Genomic DNA, 24,375 nt, shown 5'->3' with positions numbered 1-24,375 from the left:
ATCGCCATGCTCATTTCTGCTCGGGTATTGACCAATCTCCCGGAGCGGCGCACGATTCCGGTCACCGAAATGAAGAGTTTTGACGCGCTCTTCGAACGGGTCTCGAACGAGAGGACGTTCCCGTGGACGACGACCGGCCCGATGTGCTGCTGACCGGGCTGCTCTTCTACGACCTCGTTCTCACGGGGCTCGGGAAGCCGCCCACACCGGGCGAGGAGATCTGGACCGGCGGTATGGGCTGCGGGCCCGGCGGTATCGCCAACCTGGCGGTGGCGGCCGCACGCTTCGGTCTGAGGACCTCGCTGGCCACGGTGTTCGGCGACGACCTGTACGGCGAGTACTGCCGGGACATCCTGCGCGACCAGGAAGGCATCGACCTCTCGCTCTCCCGCACCGCGGACGGCTGGCCCACCCCCGTCACCGTCTCCCTCGCCTACGGCCACGACCGGGCGCTCGTCACCCACGGCCAGGAGCCCCCGTACTCGCAGGACGCGCTGATGGGCGACCCGCCCGAGGCGCGCACGGCCCTCGTGCACATCGAGGCCGAACCGCGCGAGTGGCTGGCCAAGGCCGCCGCGAACGGCACGCGGATCTACGCCGACGTCGGCTGGGACCCCACCCAGCAGTGGTCGACGGACCTCCTCGACCAGCTCGCCCTGTGCCACGCCTTCCTCCCCAACGAGACCGAGGCCATGGCCTACACCCGTACCGACAGCGCCATCGCGGCGCTCGGCACGCTCAGCGAGCTGGTGCCGGTGGCGGTGGTGACACGCGGCGGCGACGGCGCGGTCGCCGTGGACCAGGTGACCGGCGAGTACGCGGACGTGCCCGCCCTGAACGTCGGCGTACTCGACGCGACGGGCGCCGGGGACGTCTTCGGGGCGAGCTTCGTCGCGGCCTCGCTGGGCGGCTGGCCACTGGAGGAACGGCTGAGGTTCGCCGTGCTGGCCGCCGGGCTGTCGGTCCAGCGGCACGGCGGTGCCCTGGCCGCGCCCGGCTGGTACGGCGTCGACCGCTGGTGGCGCTCGCTGACCGATCCCGAACCGAAGCGGGCGTACGGCTTCCTGGCGGACCGCCTCCCGGCCGATCCCGGACCGCCCGTCGCGTACGCACCCGTCACCCCACCCGCACGGCAGCACTGAACTCCTCCTCCCCCCACGTGGACTCCCCCACATGCCCCTCTTCTGCGAAGTCCCGAAAAGATCCGAAAGGCGGTGGGAGCTGTGCGGCTCTCACGAAGAGGCCTGCTCCGCGCGGGCCTGGCCGGCACGGCCGCCACGGCGCTCGGCGGCCTGGCGTCCGGCTGTGCCGTTCCGACCGGTTCGACCGGCCGGAACATGGTCCTGTGGTACTGGGACGGCGGCCTCGGCGACACGGTCCTGAAGAACGCCAAGGCCCGCTACGACGCCGATGTCGACCTTCAGGCCATCAAGATCGGCGGCTACTACCGGTCCAAGCTGATCACCACGATGACCGGTCAGGCCCACGTCCCCGACATCGCGGGCCTCAAGGGCGAGGACATGGCGTCCTATCTGCCCAACGCGGACCAGTTCGTGGACCTGCGGACACTGGGCGCGGACAAGTACCGCAGCCAGTACCTGCCGTGGAAGTGGGACCAGGGCATCGCCGACGACGGCACGATGATCGGCTTTCCGATCGACTGCGGGCCGGTCGCGCACTTCTACCAGTACGAGGTCTTCCGCAAGGCGGGCCTGCCGTACGAACCGGCCGACGTCTCCAGGGAGTTGAACACCTGGGAGAAGTTCTTCGCCGCCGGTGAGCGGCTCGGCAGACGGATCCCGGGGACCTCGCTCCTCACCGACGTGCAGAGCGTCTTCGAGAACGTGGTCAACCAGGGCGCCAAGCGGTACGTCGACAAGGACCGCCACTTCATCGGCGACCAGGAGCATGTCCGTGACGCCTGGGCGCTGGCCGTCGAGGCGAAGAAGCGCAAGCTGGTCTCGAACCTCGTCACCGGCACCCCGGACCAGATATCGGCGGTCGACTCCGGCAAGCTGCCCAGCCAGCTCGGCGCCTCGTGGGCGACGTACGACATCAAGAACGGCAACCCGAAGACCAAGGGCAAGTGGCGCATCGCCGACATGCCCGTGCGGCCCTCCAACAACGGCGGCTCGTTCCTGTCGATCACCAAGGCGTGCCGGGAGCCGGAGCGGGCCTTCGAGATCATCACCTGGATGCTCGACGCGGCCAACCAGGCCACGGGTTACGTCGACGCGGGCCTGTTCCCCTCCACGCCCGCCTCCTACGACCTGAAGCAACTGCGTGAGCCCGACCCCTTCTTCGGCGGCCAGGTGACGACGGACGTCTTCGGGCCGGCCGCGCAGAAGATCGTGGTCGCCTACAACAGCCCGTACGACGTGGCGCTCGGGCAGCCCATCAAGGACGAGATCAAGAACGTCGGCGTCCTCGGCAAGGACCCGGACAAAGCCTGGAGTGACGCCATGAGCAAGTGCCGGCGTATCGCGGAGCACCTGGGGGTGAGCCACTGATGGCCGTCATCGAGCAGACCCCGCCCGCGGTGGCCCCGACCGCACCGGCCCGGCCGAGGACCGGCCTGCGCAAGCACTGGCACCTCTATGCCGCGATCTCGCCCTTCTACCTGCTGTTCCTCGCCTTCGGTCTGATCCCGGTCGGCTTCTCGCTCTACCTGTCCTTCCACCGCTGGGACGGGCTCGGGTCCATGGAGTGGGCGGGTCTGTCGCAGTATCAGTACCTGCTGAGCGACAGCGACTTCTGGTCCTCGATCGGGAACACGATCGTCATCTGGGCGCTGGCCACGTTCCCCATGATCTTCCTGGCGATGGTCACGGCCGTGATGCTCAACTCCGCGGTCCGCTTCAAGAACGTCTACCGCTTCGCCTACTTCCTGCCGAACGTCACCTCGGTCGTCGCGATCGCGATCGTCTTCGGCTCGGTCTTCTCCACCAACTTCGGCCTCGTCAACGCCCTGTTGCAGGCCGTGGGCCTGGACCAGGTGGCCTGGCTGAACACACCGTGGGGCATCAAGGTCGCCATCGCGACGCTGATGACCTGGCAGTGGACCGGCTACAACGCGATCATCTTCCTCGCGGGACTCCAGACCGTCCCGAGCGAGCTGTACGAGGCGGCGCGGGTGGACGGTGCCGGGCCCGTGCAGACGTTCTTCCGGATCACGCTGCCCATGCTGCGGCCGACGCTGCTGTTCGTGCTCGTGGTCTCGACGGTCACCGGCCTCCAGAGCTTCACCGAGGCACAGGTGCTGCTCCAGAACACCTCGAACGACTCGACGTTCTCCGGCGGCCCGGACCACGCGGGCCGGACGATGGTCCTCTACTTCTTCCAGCAGACCTTCGACAACAACGACTTCGGCTACGGCGCCGCCGTGGCGTGGGGCATCTTCCTCGTCGTCGTCATCTTCTCGATCATCAACTGGCGGCTGGTGCAGCGCCGGGGCGAAGACTAGGGAGGCCCGACCACCATGGCAACCATCAAGGGAACCCGCGGCCGGGGCGTCGCGCTGCACGCCGTGCTCGTCGTCGGACTGCTGCTGTCGGCCTTCCCGTTCTACTGGGCCGTCATCATGTCGACGCACACGTCGACCGAGATCTTCTCCTACCCGCCGAAGCTGCTGCCCGGCTCCCACTTCCTCCAGAACGTCCGCAGCCTGTTCGACAACCTCGACTTCGTCGGCTCGATGCTCAACTCGCTGCTGGTGGCCTCGGCCGTGACCTTCCTGGTCCTGCTCTTCGACTCCCTGGCCGCGTTCGTGTTCGCCAAGTTCGAGTTCCCGGGCCGCCGGGTGCTGTTCGCGCTGCTGATGGTGATCTTCATGGTGCCGACGCAGCTGGCGATCATCCCGCAGTTCGTGATGATGGCGAAGATCGGCTGGATCGGCTCGATGACCGCGCTGATCGTGCCGGCGGCGGCCAACGCGTTCGGCATCTTCTGGATGCGCCAGTACATGAGGAGCGCCATCCACGACGAACTCCTCGACGCCTCACGGATCGACGGCGCCAACTTCCTGCGCCAGTACTGGCACGTGGCGCTGCCGGTCGTCCGGCCCGGCCTCGCCTTCCTCGGCATCTTCACCTTCATGAGCCAGTGGAACGACTACGCCTGGCCCCTGATCGCCCTGACCGACCCGGACAACGTGACCCTCCAGGTCGCGCTGTCCCAGCTCAACGGCACCCACGGCACCACCGACTACGGAATGGTCATGACCGGCGCGCTGCTCGCCCTCGTCCCGCTGCTGATCGTGTTCGCGATCGGCGCCCGCCAGATCATCGGCGACCTCGGCAAGGGGGCCATCCGCTGATGGACCCGCTGCTGGGGCTGCGCCCCTGGGAGGCACCCGAGGTGACCTCCTGGGGGCGCCTGCCCATGAACGCCGTCGACCGGCGCTCCGGAGCACTCCCCCTCGACGGCGACTGGCGGTTCCAGTTGCTGCCGGCTCCCCACGCGCCGGTCGGCGGTGCCTGGTCGTCCTCGTACGTCCCGGGCGCCTGGACCATGCAGGGCACGGACGACCTGCCGCAGTACACCAACGTGCGGATGCCGTTCGCCGAGTTTCCGCCCGGCTCCCCCGCGGCGAATCCGACGGGCGTGTACGAGCGTGCGGTGGACGTCCCCGCCGGCTGGGCCGGACGCCGGATCGTGCTCCAGGTCGGGGCCGCCGAGAGCGTGCTGCTGGTGCACGTGGACGGGCGGCCCGTGGGCATCTCCAAGGACTCGCACCTGGCCGCCGAGTTCGATCTCACGGGACTGGTGCGCGCCGGCGAGCGGGCCACCGTACGGCTGACCGTGGTGAAGTGGTCGGACGCCTCGCACATCGAGGACCAGGATCAGTGGTGGCACGGGGGCGTGACGCGATCGGTGCTGCTGTACGCCACGGACCCGCTGCATCTCGCGGACGTGACCGTCCGGGCCGCTCTCAGCGGCGAGCTTCGGGTCGACTGCCAGGTGCGGGACGCGGGCGGGGCCCTGCCCGCGGGGTGGTACCTCACCGGCGAGCTGGACGGCCGACCGCTCGCGCAGGACGCGGAGTTCGACCGCGCCAACGCGGCGGACGAGCGGGTCTCCGACTTCCTCGGCGAGGCACGGATGCGGACCGTCGTGGACGACGTGCGCACCTGGAACGCCGAGACACCCGAGCTGTACGACCTGAGCGTCCGGCTGCACCGCGCCGACGGCACGGTCGCCGACACCTCCCGGCACCGGATCGGCTTCCGGGACGTCGAGATCGTCGGCCGGGATCTGCTCGTCAACGGGGAGCGGGTGTTCATCCGGGGCGTCAACCACCATGACTTCCACCCGCTGACCGGCCGCACGGTGTCGTACGACGACCTGCGCGCGGACCTCGTCCTGCTCAAGCGCTTCGGCTTCAACGCGATCCGCACCTCCCACTACCCGGCCGACCCGGCGCTGTACGACCTCGCCGACGAGCTCGGCTTCTACGTGGTCGACGAGGCGGACATCGAGTCCCACGACCACGCGCACGAGATCGCCGACGACCCGCGCTATCTCAACGCCTTCGTGGACCGCGTCTCCCGCATGGTGCTGCGCGACAAGAACCACCCGTCGGTCATCATCTGGTCCCTGGGCAACGAGTCCGACTACGGCGCGAACCACGACGCGGCGGCCGGCTGGGTGCGCCGGCACGATCCGACGCGGCCCGTCCAGTACGAGGGGGCGGCCAAGCTCGACTGGGCGGCGACGGACGACGCCTCCGACATCGCCTGCCCCATGTACGCGCCCCTCGAGGACTGTGTCGCCCACGCGCTCTCCGGCGAGCAGACCAGACCGCTCATCCAGTGCGAGTACTCGCACGCCATGGGCAACAGCAACGGCACGCTGGCCGACCACTGGGCTGCCATCGAGTCCACCCCAGGTCTTCAGGGCGGCTTCATCTGGGAGTTCTGGGACCACGGAATTCTGCAACGCGTGAGCGATGGCAGACCTGCCGGGCGCGCGGGCGCCGGGCTCTTCGACAACGGTGTCGCCGCCGCCGGGTACCGCTGGGCCTACGGCGGCGACTTCGGGGAGACGATCCACGACGGCGCCTTCATCGCCGACGGCGTGGTCTTCCCCGACCGCACGCCCAAGCCCGCCATGTACGAGCACCGCGAGATCGCGGCGCCGGTGCGCATCGAGTGCTACAAGCACGAGGGCATCGTGCTCGGCAACCACCAGCACTTCCGCGGTCTGGACTGGCTGGCGGGCGAGTGGCGGCTGGACCTGGCGGACGGTACGACGCTGACCGGGCCGGCGCGGCTGCCGAACCTGTGCCCCGGGGAGACGGCCGCCGTGCCGCTGCCCTTCGCGGTGCCGCAGGACGGCGGCGAGGCCTGGCTGACGCTGCGTGTGACGGTGGCCGAGGACCAGCCGTGGGCGCCGCGCGGCACCGAGGTGTGCGTGCCGCAGATCAGGCTGCGCGGACCGGACCCGGTCGAGGTCTCTCCCGTCGAGGGGAACGCCGAGGTGGACGGCGAGGGTCTCCTCGTCCACCCGCTGCTGACCGCCGCGCCCACCCTCTCGCTGTGGCGGGCGCCCACCGACAACGACGAGCTCGGCGGCATGGCACAGCGCTGGCGGAGCTGGGGACTCGACGCGCTGGTGCGCAAGGTCGTGTCGGTGCGGCGGGACGCCGGGAGGGTCACGGTGGACGCGGAGTACGCGGGCACGACCGGTGTCGTACGGCACCGGCAGGTGTTCACGCCCGTCGAGGGCGGGATCCGGGTCGAGGAGGAGGCCGAGCTGCCGGCCGCGTTCGACGATGTGGCGCGGGTCGGCACGGTCTTCGAGACGGTCGCGGGGCTCGACCTGCTGGAGTGGTTCGGGCAGGGGCCCTGGGAGTCGTATCCCGACCGCAGCGCGGGCGCGCCCGTCGGCCATCACTCCGTACCGGTGGACGAGTTGTTCACCCCCTATCTGCGGCCGCAGGAGAGCGGCGGCCGGCACGGCGTACGACACTTCACGCTGTCGGCGCCGGACGCCACCGGGCTGTCCGTCACGCTGGACGAGCCCCGTCAGATCTCGGTGACCCGTCATCGCGCCGAGGACCTCGCCGCCACCGACCACCACGACGAGCTGGTCCCGCGGCCCGGCTGCGTGGTGCACATCGACGCCGCGCACCGGGGCCTGGGCACCGCGTCCTGCGGGCCCGACACCTCACCCTCCTATCTGGTCGCACCGGGCATCCACCGCTGGAGCTGGACCCTGCGCGCTCTCTGATCCCCCCACGCCCTTCACCGTCGGCTTTCCTCACGGATCTTCCTTACGGAGCACACGTGTGTACTTCGCATGACCAGGAACAGGGCGAGGGCCCGCAGGCCGGAGCCGGAAGACGCGGATTCCTGCGCGCGACCGCGCTGATCGGCGCCGCCGCCACGACGGGTGTCGCCCTGCCGGCCGTGGCCGAGGCGTCCTCGGCGGCCGGTTGGCGTCCCGACACCGAGAGCCGTCGCTTCACGCTGGCCGTGATGCCCGACACCCAGTACCTCTTCGACGGGCCGAGCATCAACCCGGCGCCCGTCGAGGCGTCCCTGCGCTATCTCCTGGAGCACGGCCGGGAGAAGAACATCGTCTTCCTGTCCCACCTCGGCGACCTCACCGAGAACGGCGCGAAGGAGGAATGCGCCGCGATCGGCAAGGCGTTCGAGCTGCTCGACCGGCGGGGCGTCGGCTACAGCGTCCTGGCCGGCAACCATGACGTGAAGTCGTCCACGGACGACCAGCGCGGCTCGACGCCGTACCTGGACACGTTCGGACCGAAGCGCTTCCAGGGCAAGCCCACCTTCGGCGGCGCCTCTCCCGACGGCTACAACACCTACCACCTGTTCAAGGCGGCCGGCCGCGAGTGGATGGTGCTGGCGCTGGACTGGCGGCTGTCGGCGAAGGGCTACGCCTGGGCGAAGGACGTCCTCGCCCGCCACCCCAAGACGCCCGTCATCCTGACCACGCACGAACTCGTGGTCGACGAAGACCAGTTGTCGTCGTACGGCCAGCAGCTCTGGGACCAGCTGATCAAGGACCACGACCAGATCTTCCTCACCCTCAACGGCCACTACTGGCCGGCGGGCCGCGCCGTCCGCGAGAACACCGCGGGTAACGACGTCCACCTGCACCTGACGAACTACCAGAACCGCTACTTCGGCGGCGCGGCCATGATCCGCCTCTACCACTTCGACCTCGACCGCGACGTCATCGACGTGGAGACGGTCTCGCCGTGGATCCTGGGCCGGGCCGCGAGGGGCCTCAACGAGCTGGAGCGGCAGGAGATCGAACTCAGCGGCGACGCCGACCGGTTCTCGGTCGACATCGACTTCGCGGACCGCTTCTCCGGCTTCGCCCCGGTGCCGGCCCGCCCGGCGCGCCCCGCGTCGCAGATGCTGATCCGGGGCACCGCCGCCTACTGGCGCTTCGACTCCCCCGCCTCCGGCACCGTCCGCGACCTGTCCGGCCGCGGCAACGACCTCACCGTGGTCTCCGTCGGCGGCGGCAAGCTCGGCTGGTCCGACGACCACCACCCCGACCAGCCCGGCCACGGCAGCCTGGAGTTCCAGGGCTACAAGTCGCCGCTGCGGGGCGCGTACCTGCGTACGGTCGACGGCGCCCCGCTCAACTCGGCCACCTTCAGGTACGGCTACACCATCGAGGCCTTCTACCGGCTCCCCGCCGACTGGGACGCCTCGCACCACGCCTGGGCCGGCCTGGTCAGCCGTACCGGCACGGGCGGCGCCGCCGGCAAGACGGAGGGCGACCCCGACGAGCCGCTCGTCACCCTCTCCCTCTCCGACGGACCCGGCCCGCAGTGGGCGGTCCGGCCGCTCAACCAGCAGGGCATCGCGACCAACTGGGGCGACGAGACCGCCCGGGAGACCTGGTGGCACGTCGCCGTCGTCAACGACGGCCGGCACACCACGATGTATGTCCAGGGCTGCCCGGTGGCCCGCAATCCGCACGCCACCGCGATCGGCCTGACCTCGGTCGGTCTGCCGTGGCTGCTCGGCGGCTACGAGTACGGCGGCCGGATCGACCAGATCCTGTACGGCCGCCTCGGCGACGTCCGTGTCGTCGAACGGGCGCTGCCCGTCACGTCCTTCATGACTCACTGACCCTGCCGAGGATGACCCCATGACCGAGCAGCAGTTGCCCACCTGGGCCGACCCGTCCGTCTCCGCCAGCGACCTCGACCCGCAGGGCGTCTCCCGGCGCGGACTCCTGCGCAGCGCCGGCCTGTTCGGCGCCGCGTTCGCGCTCGGCTCGGCGGCCGTGCCCGCGGCGGCCTCGTCGCGGGGCTGGGGCGGCGACGACCCCCGCCTGGCCTACCTGGTCGGCGACCACCACATCCACACCGTCTACAGCCACGACGCCAAGTACACGTTCTCCCAACTGGCCGCGGCGGGAGCCGAGTACGGCCTCGACTGGATGGTGTTCACCGAGCACTCCAACTTCGGCCACGCCAAGTACGGGGCGTCGCTGGAGCACCAGGAGATCCTCGAGGCCCGCGCCGAGAACCCACGCCAGCTGATCTTCCAGGGCCTGGAGTGGTACATCCCGGCCGCCGAGCACGCCACGGTCTTCACCACGCCCGGCCGCCACGAGGTCGACCTCCTCACCCGGTTCGAGAGCGCCTACGACGGCAAGCTGCTCGGCTACGACAAGGGCGGCGCCGCCGACGCGGACACCGCCCGCAACGAGGCCCACGCGATCAAGGCCATCCAGTGGCTGGCCGGGCAGCGCCGCAGGGGCTACGTGGACGACGTCCTCGTCCTTGCCAACCACCCGCTGCGCCTCGGCATCGACTCCCCGCACGAGATGCGGGGCTGGCGGGACGCGGCTCCCGAGATCATGATCGGCATGGAGGGCGCGCCCGGCGCCCAGGGTGCGGCCATCCCGGGCCGGCGCGGTGCGACCTCGATCCGTGGCGAGTACGAGAACAAGCCGTCGGCGCAGTCCTGGGCCGGCTATCCGGCGGAGGCGTACCGGACGTACGGCGGCTTCGACTGGGCGACGGCGACGGTCGGCGGCCTGTGGGACTCGATGCTGGCGGAGGGCCGCCTGTTCTCGATCACCACGAACTCGGACGCCCACCGCATCGTCTTCGACACCTGGAAGAACGGCGACTGGCTGCCCGGTCAGAACTTCGACAACACCGGCAAGCTGCCCGACCCGGTGAACACCGACACCCCGCAGCCGGGCAGCGACTTCTGGCCGGGCCAGTTCAGCCGCACCCACGTGGGCGTCACCCGCTACGGCTACCGCGCGGTGATGGCGGGCCTGCGCGCGGGCCGGGTCTGGCTGGACCACGGTCATCTGCTGGACGGCCTCGACGTACGGGTGAAGCGGGACTGCGACCACGGCAGGGGCGTCACGCTGGGCGGCCGGCTGCGCGTGCGCAAGGGCGAGAAGCTCACCCTGAACGTGACGGTGACGACGGCTTCGCGCGTCAACTCCCACGGCTTGCTGCCGGAGTTGGCCCATGTGGACGTCATCCGGGGCACGGTACGCGGCCCGGTCACGGACCGCGACACGTGGCAGGCGCCCGACACCAGGGTCGTGACGACGAAGGACGTCTCCGGCCGCAAGGGGACGTACACCCTGCGCATCCCCCTCACCGCCGGGCACGAGTCCTTCTACGTCCGTCTGCGCGGCAGCGACGGCAACCGCCACGGCGCGGGCTACCTCGGCGCCTCGATCGACCCGCACGGGCCGATCCCGCACGCGCCCGGCGACGGTGACCCGTGGACGGATACGTGGTTCTATTCCAACCCCATCTTCATCGACGTGGCAGGAGCATGATGAGACGCCTGATGAGACGTCACCTCCTCACCCCCGCTTGCTTATCGGCCGCCCTGGCGCTGGGCGCGGGCACCGCCTCCGCGGCCGGTGACCCGCGGTGGGCCGAGACCGGCACGGCGTACACCGACACCCTGGGCGGCGGGCAGGGCCTCGCCGTCCGGGCGGACGGTTCGCTCCTGTACCGCGGCATGGCGGACATCCCGCTCGACCTGCGGATCAAGGGCTGGAACCACGTCGGCGACCCGGACATCGCGAACGGGCACGTGTTCGACGCCTACCAGGGCCCGGACACGGCCACGTCGAAGATGTTCGCGGTGACGACACCGTCCGGCAAGCGCCACGAGTACGTCCACCAGCTCAACCCGGGCGAGAAGCTCAACAACTCCTTCGCCACCGTCTCGCCCGACGGTCAGTGGCTGGTGTCGGGCGAATGGGGCGAGCAGCGACGGCTCCAGGTCTTCCCCGCGCCCCTGCTGAACCCGTCCACGCCCCAGGCCGGCGGCGAACTGAAGGAAGCCTGGCAGATCACCCTGGACAAGCCGGTACGCGACATCCAGGGCTGCGACTTCGTCACCGACACCCGCCTGCTGTGCGCCTCGAACGACGCCACGAACACGCTCTTCCCCGAGATCCGCCCGCTCCTCCAGGTCGACCTGCCCCGCAAGGTGGACGGTCAGCCGATCACGGGCGCGGTGCGGAGCCTGTTCGCGTTGCCGCAGCGCAGCGTGTGCACGGGGGCCTTCGAGACGGAGGGCGTGGACTACGACGTGAACAGCGGGACGTTGCGCGCGGAGATGATTCCGCCGGGGGTCTGCGCGGTGGCCACGGCTGTGTACTCGTACCGCCAGGTCGCGGGCTGACCGAGAAGTCCTGCGGAGGCCGCGGCGAGCGCTGGTCCTTTCGCCGCGGCCTTCACCTCGCGCACCGGACCGCCAAGTCCCCGCCATCTCTTGGCCATTGACCCGCCAGAAGCCGGAAACACCCGCACATCGGGATGATCTGGGGCACGATAGGGAAGGGCCGTTGCACGGCCACGCGGCATGCCGCAGCGGGCGGGGGCTTCGGAAGGGGGCCGCGCATGCTCAGAGACGTGTACACGGAGGACGGGCGTCGATTAGCCGTCGAGATCAGCGGAGATCCCGGCGGCTCGCCCGTGTTCCTGCTGCACGGCACGCCCGGCAGCCGGCTCGGCCCGGCACCCCGGACGATGCTGCTGTATCGCCAGCGGGTCCGGCTCATCACCTACGACCGCCCCGGCTACGGCCCTTCCGACCGCCTCGCCGGACGCCAGGTCGCCCATGTCTCCGCCGACGTCGCCGCCATCGCGGACGCCCTCGGCGTGTCACGCTTCGCCGTGGTCGGCCGCTCCGGCGGCGGACCGCACGCCCTCGCCTGCGCGGCACTGCTGCCGGACCGGGTGACCCGGGCCGCCGTCCTGGTCGGCCTCGCCCCGCGGGACGCGGACGGGCTGGACTGGTTCGCGGGCATGGCGGCCTCCAACGTCAACGAGTACACCAAGGCGCTGGACGGTCCCGATCTGCTCGCGGAGAGTCTGCGAAAACGTTCAGTCGACATTCGGTCCGATCCAGCCAAGCTGCTGAAGCAACTGAGCGGGGAACTGACCAACTCCGATCTGCGGGTGATCGCCAACGCGGCGATCCGCGCCATGCTGTTGCGCAACTACCAGGAGGCGTTCAGCGTGTCCGCCGACGGGTGGGTGGACGACGCCCTGTCCTTCTGCGGTCCCTGGGGCTTCTCACCGGCCGACATCTCCGTACCCGTACTGCTGTGGCACGGCGAACAGGACGGGTTCTCGCCGGCCAGCCACACCCGGTGGCTGGCCGAGCGCATCCCGGGCGGCCGGGCCGTGCTGCACCCCGAGGAGGCACACTTCGCCTCGCTGCGGGTGCTGCCGGACGTCTTCACCTGGCTGCTGGGCGGACGCTCGCGGCTGACCGCCGACCCCGCCTGAGCCCCGCACCGCCTCACACGGCCGGCGGCTCCAGGTCCCGGTGGATGCGCTTGCCCTCGCGGACGCTCACCGTGTGCGGATGGTTCTCCCCCAGCATCCGGGCGAACTCGGCGTGGCTGCTCTCCTGGAGCTGGTCGGCCTCGGGGATGCGGCCCAGCGCCCGCAGGGTCACACCCAGGTTGGCACGCGAGACGATGGTGTCCGGGTGCAGGTGGCCGAGCGTGGGCTGGAAACCGGCCACGGCCGTCCGCTCCAGTTCCTCCGCCTGGCTCAGCTCGTTCAGCTCGGACAGCACGTTGGCGAGGTTGACGGCGCAGGCGAGCGTGTAGGGGTGACGGTCGCCGAGTGCCTCGCGCAAGGTGGCGAAGTTCTTCTCCAGCAGCGCCCGCGCCCTGCTCACCTCCCCGGAACCCCGCATGAAGATCCCGAGGTTGTTGATGGCGGCGAGCGTCGCCGGATGCCGCTCGCCGGGTGCCATGCGGTACTGCCGCACTATGTCCTGGGCCAGCGTCAGGGCCTCCTCGCGGGCCCCGGTGGCGTACAGGTCGGTGGCGTAGTTCAGGGTGCAGTCCAGCACGTCGGGGGTGGAGGCCGGCGCGTCGCGCAGCCGGTAGTGCTCCCGGGTCTGGTGGGTGAGCGCCCGCGCCTCGTCGACCCGTCCCGCCTTGCGCAGCGACACGGCGAGGCTCTTCGCACTGCGCAAGGTGTCCGGGTTGGCCTCGCCGAACAGTCGCTTGTACGACTCGTGGCTGCTGCTCAGCAGCGAGATGGACGCGTCGTACTCGCCGGTCTCGCGCAGGTCCCGGCCGAGGTTGGTGATGCTGATCAAGGTGTGCGGATGCGCGGCGCCGAGGTCGTTGCGGCGCTGGTCGTAGATCTCCTGGTCGACGTCCCGGGCCTCGGTGTACCGGCCCAGCAGCCTCAGGCAGACGGCGCGGTTGTTCTTGGCGCTGAGGGTGCGCGAGTGGTCCTCGCCGAAGTACTCCTTGAAGCCGTCGTACGCCTCGTTCGCCAGTTCCAGGGCGTCCTCGAACCGGCCGATGCTGCCCAGGTCGGTGGCGAGGCCGCTGGCCGTCATCATGATGTGCGGATGACCGGGCTGGAGCAGGGCGCGCTGCTGGGTGAGGGTGTCGGAGCCCAGCTCCTCCGCCTCCACGTACTTGCCCAGCGAGCGCAGCACGTTGGCGGTGTGGAACCGCAGGTGCAGCAGCTGGGTCTGGAGTTCCGTCGCGTACCGCCGCTCCTCGGCGAGGGTGCGCGGGACCCGCGGGTCGACCGTGCCGTTGGACCCGGGCGGCGTGGTCGCCTCGGCCTGGTCCTGCTTCTCCAGATCGGCGATCCGGGCGCGGCTCCTGGCCAGCTGCCCCTCCCACAGCTCCCGCAGCCCGTCGGCGAAGGAGTGGGCGACGTTCAGGTCGCCGCGCTTCCACAGGTAGCGGACGCGGTCTATGAGCAGTTGCCGGGTCTTCGGCTCGTCGCAGGTGCTGGCCTCGGAGGCATCCAGATGGGGCCAGATCGCGGCGAAGATGGGCTGGTTCTTCGGGTCGTCGATGGGCTCCTCGCCCGACGGACGGGCGCCGGCCAGGATGCGGTGCACCACGTGCTGGGCGTCCTCCTGCTCCCGGGCGGGAAGCTGGGACCGGATCACCGACTGCACCAGCCGGTGCACCTGGATCGACTCGGTGCCCCGGTCCACCTTGGCGAGGGCGAACCGGCCGATCTCCCGGATCACCCGGCCCAGCACCATCTTCTCCTGGAGCGAGGGGTCCAGCTCGGACAGCACGCTCGTCATCTCGTCGCCGTACAGCAGCTCCATCGAGATCGGTTCGGCGGCGAAGAAGGCGCACAGCTGGAGGAGGCGGACCGCGGCCGGGGAACGTTCCGTCAGCCGCTGGATGGACACGTTCCAGGTTGCGCCGACCGGCTCGGGGTAGTTCGCGGGCTGGCTGAGCGACAGCACCCGCGCCGCCTGCTGCTCCAATTCGGCGAGATAGGTGTCGACGGGCGTGGCGGTCTCGGCCAGCCAGGCGCCGGCCTGGTCGAGGGCGAGGGGCAGGTCTCCCACCGCGGCGGCCACCCGGTCGGCGTCCGCGGTGGTGAGGTCGGCGGCCCTGCGCAGCAGGTGCTCGATGCTCTCCTCGCGCAGGAAGGGATCGATCTCCAGGGCCTCGCCGAAGTTCAGCCAGGTGTGGTTGCGGGAGGTGACCAGCACATGCCCGGTGCCGCCGGGGAAGTGCCTGCTCACCTCCTGCGGCTCGTCGGCGTTGTCGAACACCAGCAGCCAGCGCAGCGCGGACGACTGGCGCAGATGGTCGCAGACCTCCTGCGCGGCCTGCGCGGCGTCGTCGCCGACCCGCAGACCCAGCCGACGGGCGAGATCGCTGAGGGAGGAGACCACGAGCTCGTTCTGCTCGGAGGGTATCCACCACACCAGGTCGTAGTCGGCGGCGAAGCGGTGCACGTACTCGAGCGCGATCTGCGTCTTGCCGACGCCGCCGAGTCCGTAGAGGGCGTACGGCGCGGGCGAGCCGCCGGAGTTGCTGCTGCCCAGCCCGTCGCGGAGCCTCTCCAGCAGTGCGCTGCGGCCGGTGAAGGAGGGGTTGCGCGGCGAGACGTTCCAGAACTTGGGCACCGTGTCCGGGAAGCGGGCGTCCCTGAGCGCCGCCTCGTCGGTGAGCTCGGCGGGCAACGGCGGCTTGCCGAGGGCGCGCAGCAGCGCGGAGGTGGCCGTCTTCTCGCTGGTCCGCACCAGGTCGACCGAGGGCCGCTCGCCGAACGTGGGCGCCGGACGCAGGTCGCCGACCCGGACGGCGACCACCTGGCGGCGGCTCGCGAGTTCACCGCTCGTGGCCGCGTCCCACACCTGGCGGGCCCGCGCCGAACGCTGGAAGGCCGGGGAGAGGACGAAGACGGTGCGGTCGGCGGGCTTCTCGGCGCCGTCCCCCTCACAGCCCACGTACCTGCGCGACACCTTGAACCCCGCCCGGGACAGCAGGACGGTGATCCAGTCGGCCCACATGCGGTCCTCGGACACATAGCTCAGGTGCAGGTCGGCGGGGAGCGCGAGCCGCTGGCGGGTGAACTTCGCGGTGACGCTCTCCCGCACCTCCTCGGGCATGCGCGGCAGACCGATGACGGCCTGGTCGCTGATCACGCCGGTGAGCCGCTCGAAGGCGGACAGCAGGGACGTCGCGTTGCCGGCCTCGTCACCGAACGTGGCCAGCGTCTCCTCGTAGGCGTAGTAGGGACGGTACGGGACCTCCACCGACCCCCAGTATTTGGTGAGTTCGTCCTCGGTCATGCCGGAGGGGAACCCGTCGAACTTGGCGCGGGCCAGCGCCCGCCCGGCGTCCGCCTTCTCCTTCTCGCCCTCGTCGATGCGCATGGGGACGGGCAGGATGCGGATACGGCGCCGGCGGAACCGGTCGCGGATGTCGTGGGCGACGGCCGCGGCGCCGTCGATGCTCTGGCCGCTGAGGGTGAAGCAGTCGACCAGGATGTCGGGCAGATGCGCCGTGCAGACGTCGGCGATGTCGGACAGACCGGTGCGGCTGTCGATGAGGACGTAGTCGTAGTTGCGGCGCATGTCCTCGCGCAGGGCGTCGAAGAAGAGCCCGCCGCCGAGATCGTCGTAGAAGTGGTCCCAGTCGAAGGTGCTCACGAGCCCGGAGTAGTCGCGGTCCTGCCGTCCCGCGGACACCAGGTCCAGGGTGCCCGGCTCGGTGAAGGACCAGTCCAGGGAGACGGCGTGGCGCTGGATACGGGCGTAGTCCACGTGCCAGTCCGCCGGCCGCTCCTCGGGGTCCGAGCCGTCCCCGTCGCTGGTGGCCGCCCAGGCGTACTCCTTGAGCATGTCGATGACGCCGGTGGTGGCGCCGACGGTGGCCGGGTCGAGGAACGGATGGAAGAAGCGGTGCAGGCCCGGCGCCTCCAGGTCCCAGTCCACGGCGAGGACGCGTTTGCCGTTGGCGGCCAGGATCCAGGCCGCGTTGGCGAGGGCCATCGTCCGGCCGGTGCCGCCCTTGTACGAGTAGAACGTGACGATGCGGCCCGTCCGGCCGTCCTGTTCGTCAAGGCTGCTCATCGCGGTCTTCCTCCTCGGCGTTCCGGCGGTGTCCCTGGGGTCGGCTGTCCTGGTCGTCGCGCCCGCACAGCCGGAATCGCTCGGTGGCCTTCCCGGCCGGTGGCCTGGGCTGGGCCCGCTTGCGGTACTCGCCCTCCGCCCACTGCACGACGTCGGGGAGGACCTTGTCGAAGGCCTGGCCGTCCGGGACGCCCCGGACCGCGGGTCTGCACGCCTGCCGGCCCAGCCGGATCCGGCGCGGCAGGGTGGCCTCGGCCTGCGCGGCGAGTTCGTACTCCGCCTCGTCGCTGTCGGGATCGTTCTCGTTCCACGGCACCACCAGACCGGTGGGCGGCAGGTCGCTCTTGTCGAACTCGCCCAGGGCGGCCCGGTGATCGGGGTCGCGCAGCGTCCAGCGGTCCAGGAGCACGACCTCCGGCCCGTCGGCCGGCTTCGCGGTGTGGTCGAACTCCCGGACGTCGGGGCGGAAGGCCAGTCGCTGGGCGATGTCCGCGGCGACCTGGGCGAGGGGCCGCTCCGAATCGGGGTGGTACGGGTTCCAGTCGACGGCCGAGGGACCGTAGTACTCGGATGTCCGGCCCTCGGGCAGCCGGTTCAGGGACGCGGCCGCCACGCTGATCCGCAGGGTGCGCCCGGTGGTCGAAGTCGTCGCGGGGGTGGCCGCGAACGCGTCCGGGGCCGCCTCCAGTCGGACGCGTTCGGCGGGCTCGACGACGACGCTCTCACCCGCGTCGACGATGCGCCGGGCCAGGTGCAGCACGGCTTTCTCGTAGTCGCTGCGGAACGCCCTCAGCTTGGCCAGCCCGTACAGCCCGAACGTCCGGTAGCGCTGGCCGAGTTCGGGGTGCATGTACTGCACTTCCCTGACCTGTTCGGGAAGTCGGTGATCGGGGACGGGCGACCACAGCGCGGGCACCACCGCACTGGGTATGCCTGCTTGTCCCGCCTCCCGGTGGCGGGCCACGCGGTTGCCGAACGCGGCCCACTCCCTGCCGCACCAGGGGCTGATGAAGTACCGCGGCGAGTACAGCGGCACGAACACCCGGCAGCGGGCCAGCGAGTCACCGAGTTCACTGGGCCAGTTCTGCCCGACCCGCATGGTGCCGTCCATGAACCCTGGCGCGCCCGGATGGGCCGTCATCTGCCGGATGTGGTCCCACAGTTCACGAAAGAGCCGGTGCACCCACAGGTCGGGGTCGGTCGCATCCGTTCCGTCCTGCGGCATCCGGGCGTAACTGAGAAAGAAATAGGGGGCTGTCGCATCCCCCCATGGTTCCGTCGGCTCCACGCGATCCCCCGATCCCGTCCCCCGCACCCCGTTCCCCGGCCCGGCGGGGGTGGACACTCAGTGTAGGAACCCCTCAGCGTTTTGTGACGGGTCCGTGAAAAGGCGACGGGATCGATTTCCGGCCAGCCAGTCGGTGGCGAAGTCCACGGCCGCGCCGAGCGGGAAGAGCCGGGCCTGCGTGTCCCCGACACTCCCGCCGCGCACCACCGGGTCGGGCCGGGCGGCGTCGCCCTTCTCGAAGTCGGCGCCCAGCGCGCCGAAGTCACTGTCGTCCAGGTCGATGTCCTCGTACGACATCCAGCGGCTCTCCCCGTCGCGCAGGATCACGCAGCGGTAGGTCCGCCGGGCCGGATCGGGGACCCGGTACTCGGCGAGGTGGAAGGCGCTGCACACCTCGAAGCCGACGCCCAGCAGCAGCACTTGGGCCCCGGACCGGTACAGCCGGTTCAGCGGGGAACGCTCACCCAGGTGGCAGTTCTGGTCGTGCACGGCCAGCAGCTCCTCGGCCCGGCCGCCCAGGGCGGCGAAGGAGGTCTGCGGATGTGCGCTGCGCACGCTCGTCTCGGCGCACCGCACGGCCTCGGCCAGCCGGCCCATGCCCTCGGAGGGCGTCCGGTCCGGATCGAAGGCGGGCATCTGCCGTTGCAGTGCCCGGATTTGATCGGTCGTCATGTTCCGGGTGCGCTCCCGGTACGCCGGTGAGGTGTCGGAGTTGCCGGCGGTGAACGTCGGTACGACGAGCGTTCCCTCGGCGCCGAGGGCGACGCGCAGCGCGGCCAGGACGGTGTCGGCTCCGGCGCCGACCCGGCGCAGGGAGGCATGGGCCAGTACCGTCGCCCCGGGACGCAGGCCCAGTGCCCTGAGGTCCTCGGCGAGCGAGAGCGCGGTGGCGGTCACAGGCTCCGCCCGATGCCGTCGACGAACCGGCGGCCGAGCGCGGTCAGCGAGCCGGCCTCCGACAGTGCCACCCACTGGGCGCGGGTGCGGCGGGCCGCCTCGGCGTCGTGCCGCAGGATGTCGGTCGCGGCGCGCGCGTAGGTGTCGCCGAGCAGCGCACCGGTGCGCACGTCCGTCTCGTCGTACAGGTCGCACGCGTCGAGGAGGGCGTCGAGCACGCCCAGCCGGAAGCCACGCACCAGGTCCACGGCGAGGTGCTCCGGGGCGCGGCCGAGGTGGACGCCCAGCGCGCCGAATCCTCCGCCGGGCAGGAAGTGTTCGGGATCCGGTGGTACGGCGAGCGGAGTGATCACGCGCACCCCCTCCGCCATGCCGGACGCGACGGCCGGCAGCGCCTTGCGGATCAACGCCCAGGCCTGCGGCAGCAGATGACGCCAGCGGTCGGTCTCCGGGTCCGTCAGCGGTCCGCCGACCGGAGTGCCGAAGCAGTCACGATGAGGGTCCGCGTCGTCCAGGACGATGTCCAGCCCGTCGGCACGGACCCGGTGCAGTGGCTCCCAGTCCGGACCGGCGAGGTGATGTTCCGCCAACTCGGCCTCGGTCAGGGGAAGTCGCATCCGCAGACTGCCCAGGCCCGGCAGATGGGCGACGCCGTCGCTCACCGGCACCGGCGCCTTCTCGGCGGCCCGCGCCGGCAGGGCCACGGCGGCCACGAGAGAGGCCAGATGAGCGGGCGAGGCGACACCGTCCAGGCAGCGCACGGCCCAGGTGCGGGTGTAGGGGTGCGACAGGAGCGGTTCGAGCAGGCCGCCGTCGTGGCGCCCCAGGTCGAGGGCGAGCTGCCAGGAGCGTTCCCACCGCTCGCCGGCGCGCGGCCCGATCTCCTTGTGCAGGGTGGTCAGCAGCCCACGGGTCACGTCGTGCCGGACGCGCGCCAACTGCCGTACGCCGATGCCCTCGTCGCTGCCGTCGGCCAGGGCGTCGAAGCCTTCGATCGGACGGGTCGCGCTCGCGCCGGTGCGGGCGTCGATGGACCGGATCAGTTCCTTGAGGTCCGCGCAGAACACCGACGGGTTGTCGAAGCCGGTGCCGTCGGAGCGGTACCGGTGGGCGAACAGTCCGCCGCCGCAGGAACGCACCACCGGGCAGGCGCGGCATTCGGTGCTCAGCCCGTCCAGGCCGCTCTGCCGGGCGGTGATGCCGGAGTGCAGGGCCACGTCGTCGAGGGTGTGCTGGAAGACGTCCTTGCCGGTGACCGGCGCCCCGTCGTAGGCGGTCTTCAGCGAGTCCGCCTGTTCGTAGGTGCCGTCGGTCTCGATCACGACCACGTCGGCGGCTTCCAGCCCCATCGCCTCGGTGAAGCTGGGCCCCCCGCCGAGGGTGCTGACGACCGAGTCGAACAGCCGCACCGGCATCGGGCCGCCCCGTTCGCTCCAGCGGTGGTGAACGGCGAGGAGCCAGTCGGCGTAGGGCGTCCCGCTGCCGTCGGGCCGCAGGGGCGGCTCGTCCCAGGTGGCGTGGGGCAGAAGGAAGTCGATGCGCGGAGGACGCAGCGCGGCGAGGGCGTCGTAGACGGCGACGGGGTCGTTGCGCACGTCTACGGTGCACAGGATGCCGGCGTAGAGGTGTCGGTAGCGGTCCTGGTCGAGGAGGGCGATCGCCCGGAGGACCTTGTCGTGGCTGCTGCGGCCGTCGCGGAAGAGCCGGTGGCGGTCGTTGGCCGCGCGGTCGCCGTCCAGGGAGACACCGACCCGCACGCCGTACTCGGCGAAGAGGTCGAGGTGGCGCTCATTGAGCTGAACGGCGTTGGTGTGGATGCGCAGATCGAGGTCGCAGACGCCGTCCAGCGCGGTGGTCAGTGCCTCACAGACGGCCCGTAAGCGGGCCGGACCGGCGAGCAGCGGCTCGCCCCCGTGCAGGATGACCTGTACGGAGGCGAGCTGGTGGTTCTTGGCATGCTCCGACAACCGGAGGGCGGTCCAGGAGATCGTTTCCTGTGAGATCACTCTGGGGCGCGAGCTCCAGCTCTGGTCGGCGTGCTCGTAGACGTAGCAGTGCCGGCAGGCGAGGTCGCATCTGCTGTGCACTTTCAGCACGAGCTGCCGCAGCGGAACGGTCGGACCGGTCATGACGGAGTATGCGGTAGTCCTCAGATGGACGACTGGAAGGTTACCCCTGCCCCCTTGCGCGTCTGCGAGGACGAGCGGGCGCGACGTACGCCTCGGACGCTTTTCGGGTCGTGCGGAGCGTCGAGACGCGGCGCGGTGGTGTGAGCTTCGGCGGCCGACGGCCGCACCTCGGTGCCGGCAGTGGCTCTGGTTCGAACGGTCACGGTATTCCCTGATCAGGAGGGTGGGGTGAAGGTGAGTGAATGGGCACTCTGACAGCACGGTACAGCGGCGGGTTCGTCAGTACCCGCTGATGACCAAACTATGCCTCCGTCCGAGGGATATCGGTACCGTTTCGGGGTAACGAAACACCTCAGCTGTAGAAGCGCGACAGGCTAGTCAGTACGGCCGCCGGTTTCGCCCCGCCCTCGATCTCGATGGTGCCTTCCACAGCGATCTGCACGCCGCCCGGCACCTCCTCCACCTCCGCCAGTTTACCGGTGAGCCGTATCCGCGACCCGACTTTCACCGGAGCCGGGAAACGCACCTTGTTCAGCCCGTAGTTGACCTTCGTCGCCACCCCTTGGACGTCCAACAGCTCGGTGAACAAAGGGATGAAGAGCGAGAGCGTCAGATAACCGTGGGCGATGGGCGCGCCGAACGGCCCCTCCGCCGCCCTCCGAGGGTCGACGTGGATCCACTGATGGTCCCCCGTCGCGTCGGCGAACGTGTCGATCCGGTCCTGCGTGATCTCGATCCACTCGCTCGTGCCGAGGTCGCTGCCGGCCAGGTTCTTGAGTTCGTCGAGGCCGTTCACGGTGATGCTCATGCGGTTCCTTACTGGTTGCCGTAGCGGGTACGGACACGGGACTTGAGGAGTTTTCCGGAGGCGGTGCGCGGGAGTTCGGGCGCGAGGACCACCGATTTGGGGATCTTGTACTTGGCCAGCCGGCCGGACAGCGAGGCGAGGACTTCGTCGGGGTCGAGGGAGGCGCCCGCACGGGGTACGACCACCGCGCGCGGGACCTCGCCCCACTTGTCGTCCCGGACGCCGATCACCGCGCACTCGACGATGTCGGGGTGGGCGAGGAGGAGGTCCTCGATCTCGGCGGGGTAGATGTTCTCGCCGCCCGAGATGATCATGTCCTTGATGCGGTCGACGATGAAGACGTAGCCGTCCTCGTCGACCCGGGCGGCGTCGCCGCTGCGGAACCAGCCCTCGGCGAAGGACGCGGCGGTCTCGTCGGGCAGGCCCCAGTAGCCGGGCATGACATGGGGGCCGCGGACCACCACTTCGCCGGTCTCGCCGACGTCGGCCGGGGTCAGGTCCGGCCGTACCACCCGTACATCGCTGAAGAAGTGCGGTACGCCCGCCGAGCCCGCCTTGGTCACCGCGTGTTCGGCGTCCAGGAACAGGGTTCCGGGGGACGCCTCCGTCATGCCGTAGCCCTGGAGGAAGGTCAGGCCCCGCTCCTGGTACGCGGCGATCAGCGGTGTCGGGACCGGGGAGCCGCCGCAGGTCAGGATGCGCAGGGACGACAGGTCTGCGGCCGGCCAGCGGGGGTGGCGGGCCAGTTGGTCGAACATCGTCGGTACGCCGAACATGAAGGTGATGCGGTGGCGGGCCAGTTGGTCGAAGGTCGCGTCCGGGTCGAACGCCTCGGCCAGGACGCAGGTGCCGCCCTTCAGCAGCACGGGCAGGGTCAGCATGTTCAGACCCGCCGTGTGGAACAACGGGGCCGAGACCAGGGCACGTTCGTCGGCGATCAGGTCGGTGTCGACGAGGACGTTGAGCGCGTTCCAGACGATGTTGCCGTGGGTGAGCATCGCGCCCTTGGGGCGGCCGGTCGTCCCCGAGGTGTACATGATGATGCAGGTGTCGTCGGGGGTGACCGGGGTGTCGACGGGTTCGTCGGAGGCCGCCGTCAGCGCCTGCTCGTACTCGGCGCCCACCTCGACATACGTGCGTACGTCGGTGCTGCCCGGGAGTCCCGCCACCAGTCCGGCGTGTGACGGGCCGTAGACCAGGGCCTTGGCGCCCGAGTCGGCGAGTTGGTAGGCGATCTCGGGGCCGGCCAGGCGGGTGTTGAGCGGGACGAAGACCGCGCCGAGCGTGCCGGCCGCGAACAGGGTCTCCAGGTAGGAGGGGTGGTTCGGGCCGAGGTAGGCGATACGGTCGCCGCGCCGGACGCCCCGCTCGCGCAGGGCGTGGGCGAGGCGGGTGGTGCGTTCGTGCAGTCGTCCGTACGTGCAGGTCGTGTCGCCGTGGATCAGGGCCGTGCGGTGCGGGGTCTTGCGGGCCCGGCGTGCGGGCCACGACCCCAGTCCCTCGTTGCGCATGTCACGCCCCTTACGGTTTCGTCAGCCCGAGCAGCCGGGCGGCGTTCTCCTTGAGGATCTTCGGCCTGACCTCGTCCTTGATCGGCAGCTCGGCGAAGTCGGCGAGCCAGCGGTCGGGGGTGAGGACGGGGAAGTCGGAGCCGAAGAGGACCTTGTCCTTGAGCAGTGTGTTGGCGTACTGCACCAGTTGGGGCGGGAAGTACTTCGGGGACCAGCCGGACAGGTCGATGTGGACACCCGGCTTGTGGGTGGCGACCGCGAGGGCCTCGTCCTGCCAGGGGAAGGACGGGTGCGCCAGGATGATCTTCAGCTGGGGGAAGTCGGCCGCCACGTCGTCGACGTGGAGGGGGTTGGAGTACTTCAGGCGGATTCCGCCACCGCCGGGGACGCCCGCGCCGATGCCCGTCTGTCCCGTGTGGAACAGGGCGATGGTGCCCGTCTCCTCGATCACCTCGTACAGGCCGTACGCCACCGAGCGGTCGTCGGGGAAGAACCCCTGGATGCTGGGGTGGAACTTGAAGCCCTTCACCCCGTACTCCTCCACCAGGCGGCGGGCCTGCTTCACTCCCGCCCTGCCCCGGAACGGGTCGATGGACGCGAACGGGATGAGGACGTCGGCGTTGGCGGCGGCCGCCTCGGCGACCTCCTCGTTCGGGACCGGCGGTGTGCCCGTGGCGGACTCGGCGTCGACCGTGAAGATCACGGCGGCCATCTTCCGTTCGCGGTAGTACGCGGCCGTCTCCTCGATGGTCGGCTTCCGCTTGCCCGCGACCTTGAAGTAGGCGGAGGAGGCCGCGTGCAGGTCGTCGTCCAGGGAGGAGTGCCCCTTGGAGGAGACCTCCGCGTGGGTGTGGACGTCGATGGCGACCAGTTCGTCGGGGTTCAG

16 protein-coding genes are annotated in these 24,375 nt (G+C 70.5%); 9 read left to right on the top strand and 7 right to left on the bottom strand.

Going from position 1 to position 24,375, the window contains the following annotated elements:
* Positions 1-122: 122 nt before the first annotated feature.
* From ACIQWG_RS31185 to ACIQWG_RS31145, 9 genes are all read left to right on the top strand, one after another.
* Positions 123-1,142 (top strand): carbohydrate kinase family protein, encoded by a 1,020-nt coding sequence (locus ACIQWG_RS31185; protein WP_404101731.1) that lies wholly within the window; start codon positions 123-125, stop codon positions 1,140-1,142.
* Positions 1,143-1,223: 81 nt separating this feature from the next.
* Entirely contained in the window at positions 1,224-2,510 is a 1,287-nt protein-coding gene (locus ACIQWG_RS31180) for an ABC transporter substrate-binding protein (protein WP_404101729.1), read from the top strand.
* The gene (locus ACIQWG_RS31175; RefSeq protein ID WP_404101727.1) at positions 2,510-3,463 is read left to right on the top strand and encodes a carbohydrate ABC transporter permease; all 954 of its coding nucleotides are present in this window, start codon (positions 2,510-2,512) and stop codon (positions 3,461-3,463) included. The genes ACIQWG_RS31180 and ACIQWG_RS31175 overlap by 1 nt, the downstream gene beginning before the upstream one ends.
* Positions 3,464-3,478: 15 nt before the next feature.
* On the top strand, positions 3,479-4,315 hold the full coding sequence (locus tag ACIQWG_RS31170) for a carbohydrate ABC transporter permease (protein WP_404101725.1): 837 nt from the start codon (positions 3,479-3,481) through the stop codon (positions 4,313-4,315).
* The gene (locus ACIQWG_RS31165; protein ID WP_404101723.1) at positions 4,315-7,230 is read left to right on the top strand and encodes a glycoside hydrolase family 2 TIM barrel-domain containing protein; all 2,916 of its coding nucleotides are present in this window, start codon (positions 4,315-4,317) and stop codon (positions 7,228-7,230) included. The genes ACIQWG_RS31170 and ACIQWG_RS31165 overlap by 1 nt, the downstream gene beginning before the upstream one ends.
* A 56-nt stretch (positions 7,231-7,286) precedes the next feature.
* Positions 7,287-9,113, top strand: coding sequence for a LamG-like jellyroll fold domain-containing protein (locus tag ACIQWG_RS31160; protein WP_404101722.1), 1,827 nt, complete (start codon positions 7,287-7,289; stop codon positions 9,111-9,113).
* A 19-nt stretch (positions 9,114-9,132) separates the two neighbouring features.
* On the top strand, positions 9,133-10,800 hold the full coding sequence (locus ACIQWG_RS31155) for a PHP domain-containing protein (RefSeq protein ID WP_404101720.1): 1,668 nt from the start codon (positions 9,133-9,135) through the stop codon (positions 10,798-10,800).
* 11 nt (positions 10,801-10,811) lie between these two features.
* Positions 10,812-11,660, top strand: coding sequence for a hypothetical protein (locus ACIQWG_RS31150; protein ID WP_404101719.1), 849 nt, complete (start codon positions 10,812-10,814; stop codon positions 11,658-11,660).
* 218 nt (positions 11,661-11,878) lie between these two features.
* Positions 11,879-12,772 (top strand): alpha/beta fold hydrolase, encoded by an 894-nt coding sequence (locus tag ACIQWG_RS31145; RefSeq protein ID WP_404101717.1) that lies wholly within the window; start codon positions 11,879-11,881, stop codon positions 12,770-12,772.
* Positions 12,773-12,785: 13 nt separating this feature from the next.
* Here ACIQWG_RS31145 and fxsT read toward each other — a convergent pair whose 3' ends face one another.
* From fxsT to ACIQWG_RS31110, 7 genes are all read right to left on the bottom strand, one after another.
* Positions 12,786-16,856 carry an FxSxx-COOH system tetratricopeptide repeat protein gene (gene fxsT, locus ACIQWG_RS31140; RefSeq protein ID WP_404101716.1) on the bottom strand — a complete coding sequence of 1,357 codons (4,071 nt, stop codon included), beginning with the start codon at positions 16,854-16,856 and terminating at the stop codon, positions 12,786-12,788.
* A complete protein-coding gene (locus ACIQWG_RS31135; RefSeq protein WP_404101714.1) occupies positions 16,843-18,144 on the bottom strand; it encodes a TIR-like protein FxsC in 1,302 nt (433 codons plus the stop codon). Before ACIQWG_RS31135 ends, fxsT begins: the two co-directional genes overlap by 14 nt.
* 57 nt (positions 18,145-18,201) lie before the next feature.
* On the bottom strand, positions 18,202-19,041 hold the full coding sequence (locus ACIQWG_RS31130) for an aminoglycoside N(3)-acetyltransferase (protein WP_404101712.1): 840 nt from the start codon (positions 19,039-19,041) through the stop codon (positions 18,202-18,204).
* Positions 19,038-21,170, bottom strand: coding sequence for an FxsB family cyclophane-forming radical SAM/SPASM peptide maturase (locus ACIQWG_RS31125; RefSeq protein WP_404101711.1), 2,133 nt, complete (start codon positions 21,168-21,170; stop codon positions 19,038-19,040). Before ACIQWG_RS31125 ends, ACIQWG_RS31130 begins: the two co-directional genes overlap by 4 nt.
* 352 nt (positions 21,171-21,522) lie before the next feature.
* Complete coding sequence (locus ACIQWG_RS31120; RefSeq protein WP_404101709.1) at positions 21,523-21,978, bottom strand: MaoC family dehydratase; 456 nt, start codon at positions 21,976-21,978, stop codon at positions 21,523-21,525.
* Between the two features lie 8 nt (positions 21,979-21,986).
* Complete coding sequence (locus tag ACIQWG_RS31115) at positions 21,987-23,489, bottom strand: long-chain fatty acid--CoA ligase (RefSeq protein ID WP_404101708.1); 1,503 nt, start codon at positions 23,487-23,489, stop codon at positions 21,987-21,989.
* A 10-nt stretch (positions 23,490-23,499) separates the two neighbouring features.
* Positions 23,500-24,375: an amidohydrolase family protein gene (locus ACIQWG_RS31110; protein WP_404101846.1), complete on the bottom strand. Its 876-nt coding sequence runs from the start codon at positions 24,373-24,375 to the stop codon at positions 23,500-23,502.

Origin of the sequence: Streptomyces sp. NPDC098781 (genome assembly GCF_044759995.1) — a bacterium.
Lineage (GTDB): Bacteria > Actinomycetota > Actinomycetes > Streptomycetales > Streptomycetaceae > Streptomyces.
The sequence above is the reverse complement of the archived record's forward strand: the minus strand, read 5'-3'. Positions and strand labels throughout refer to the sequence as shown.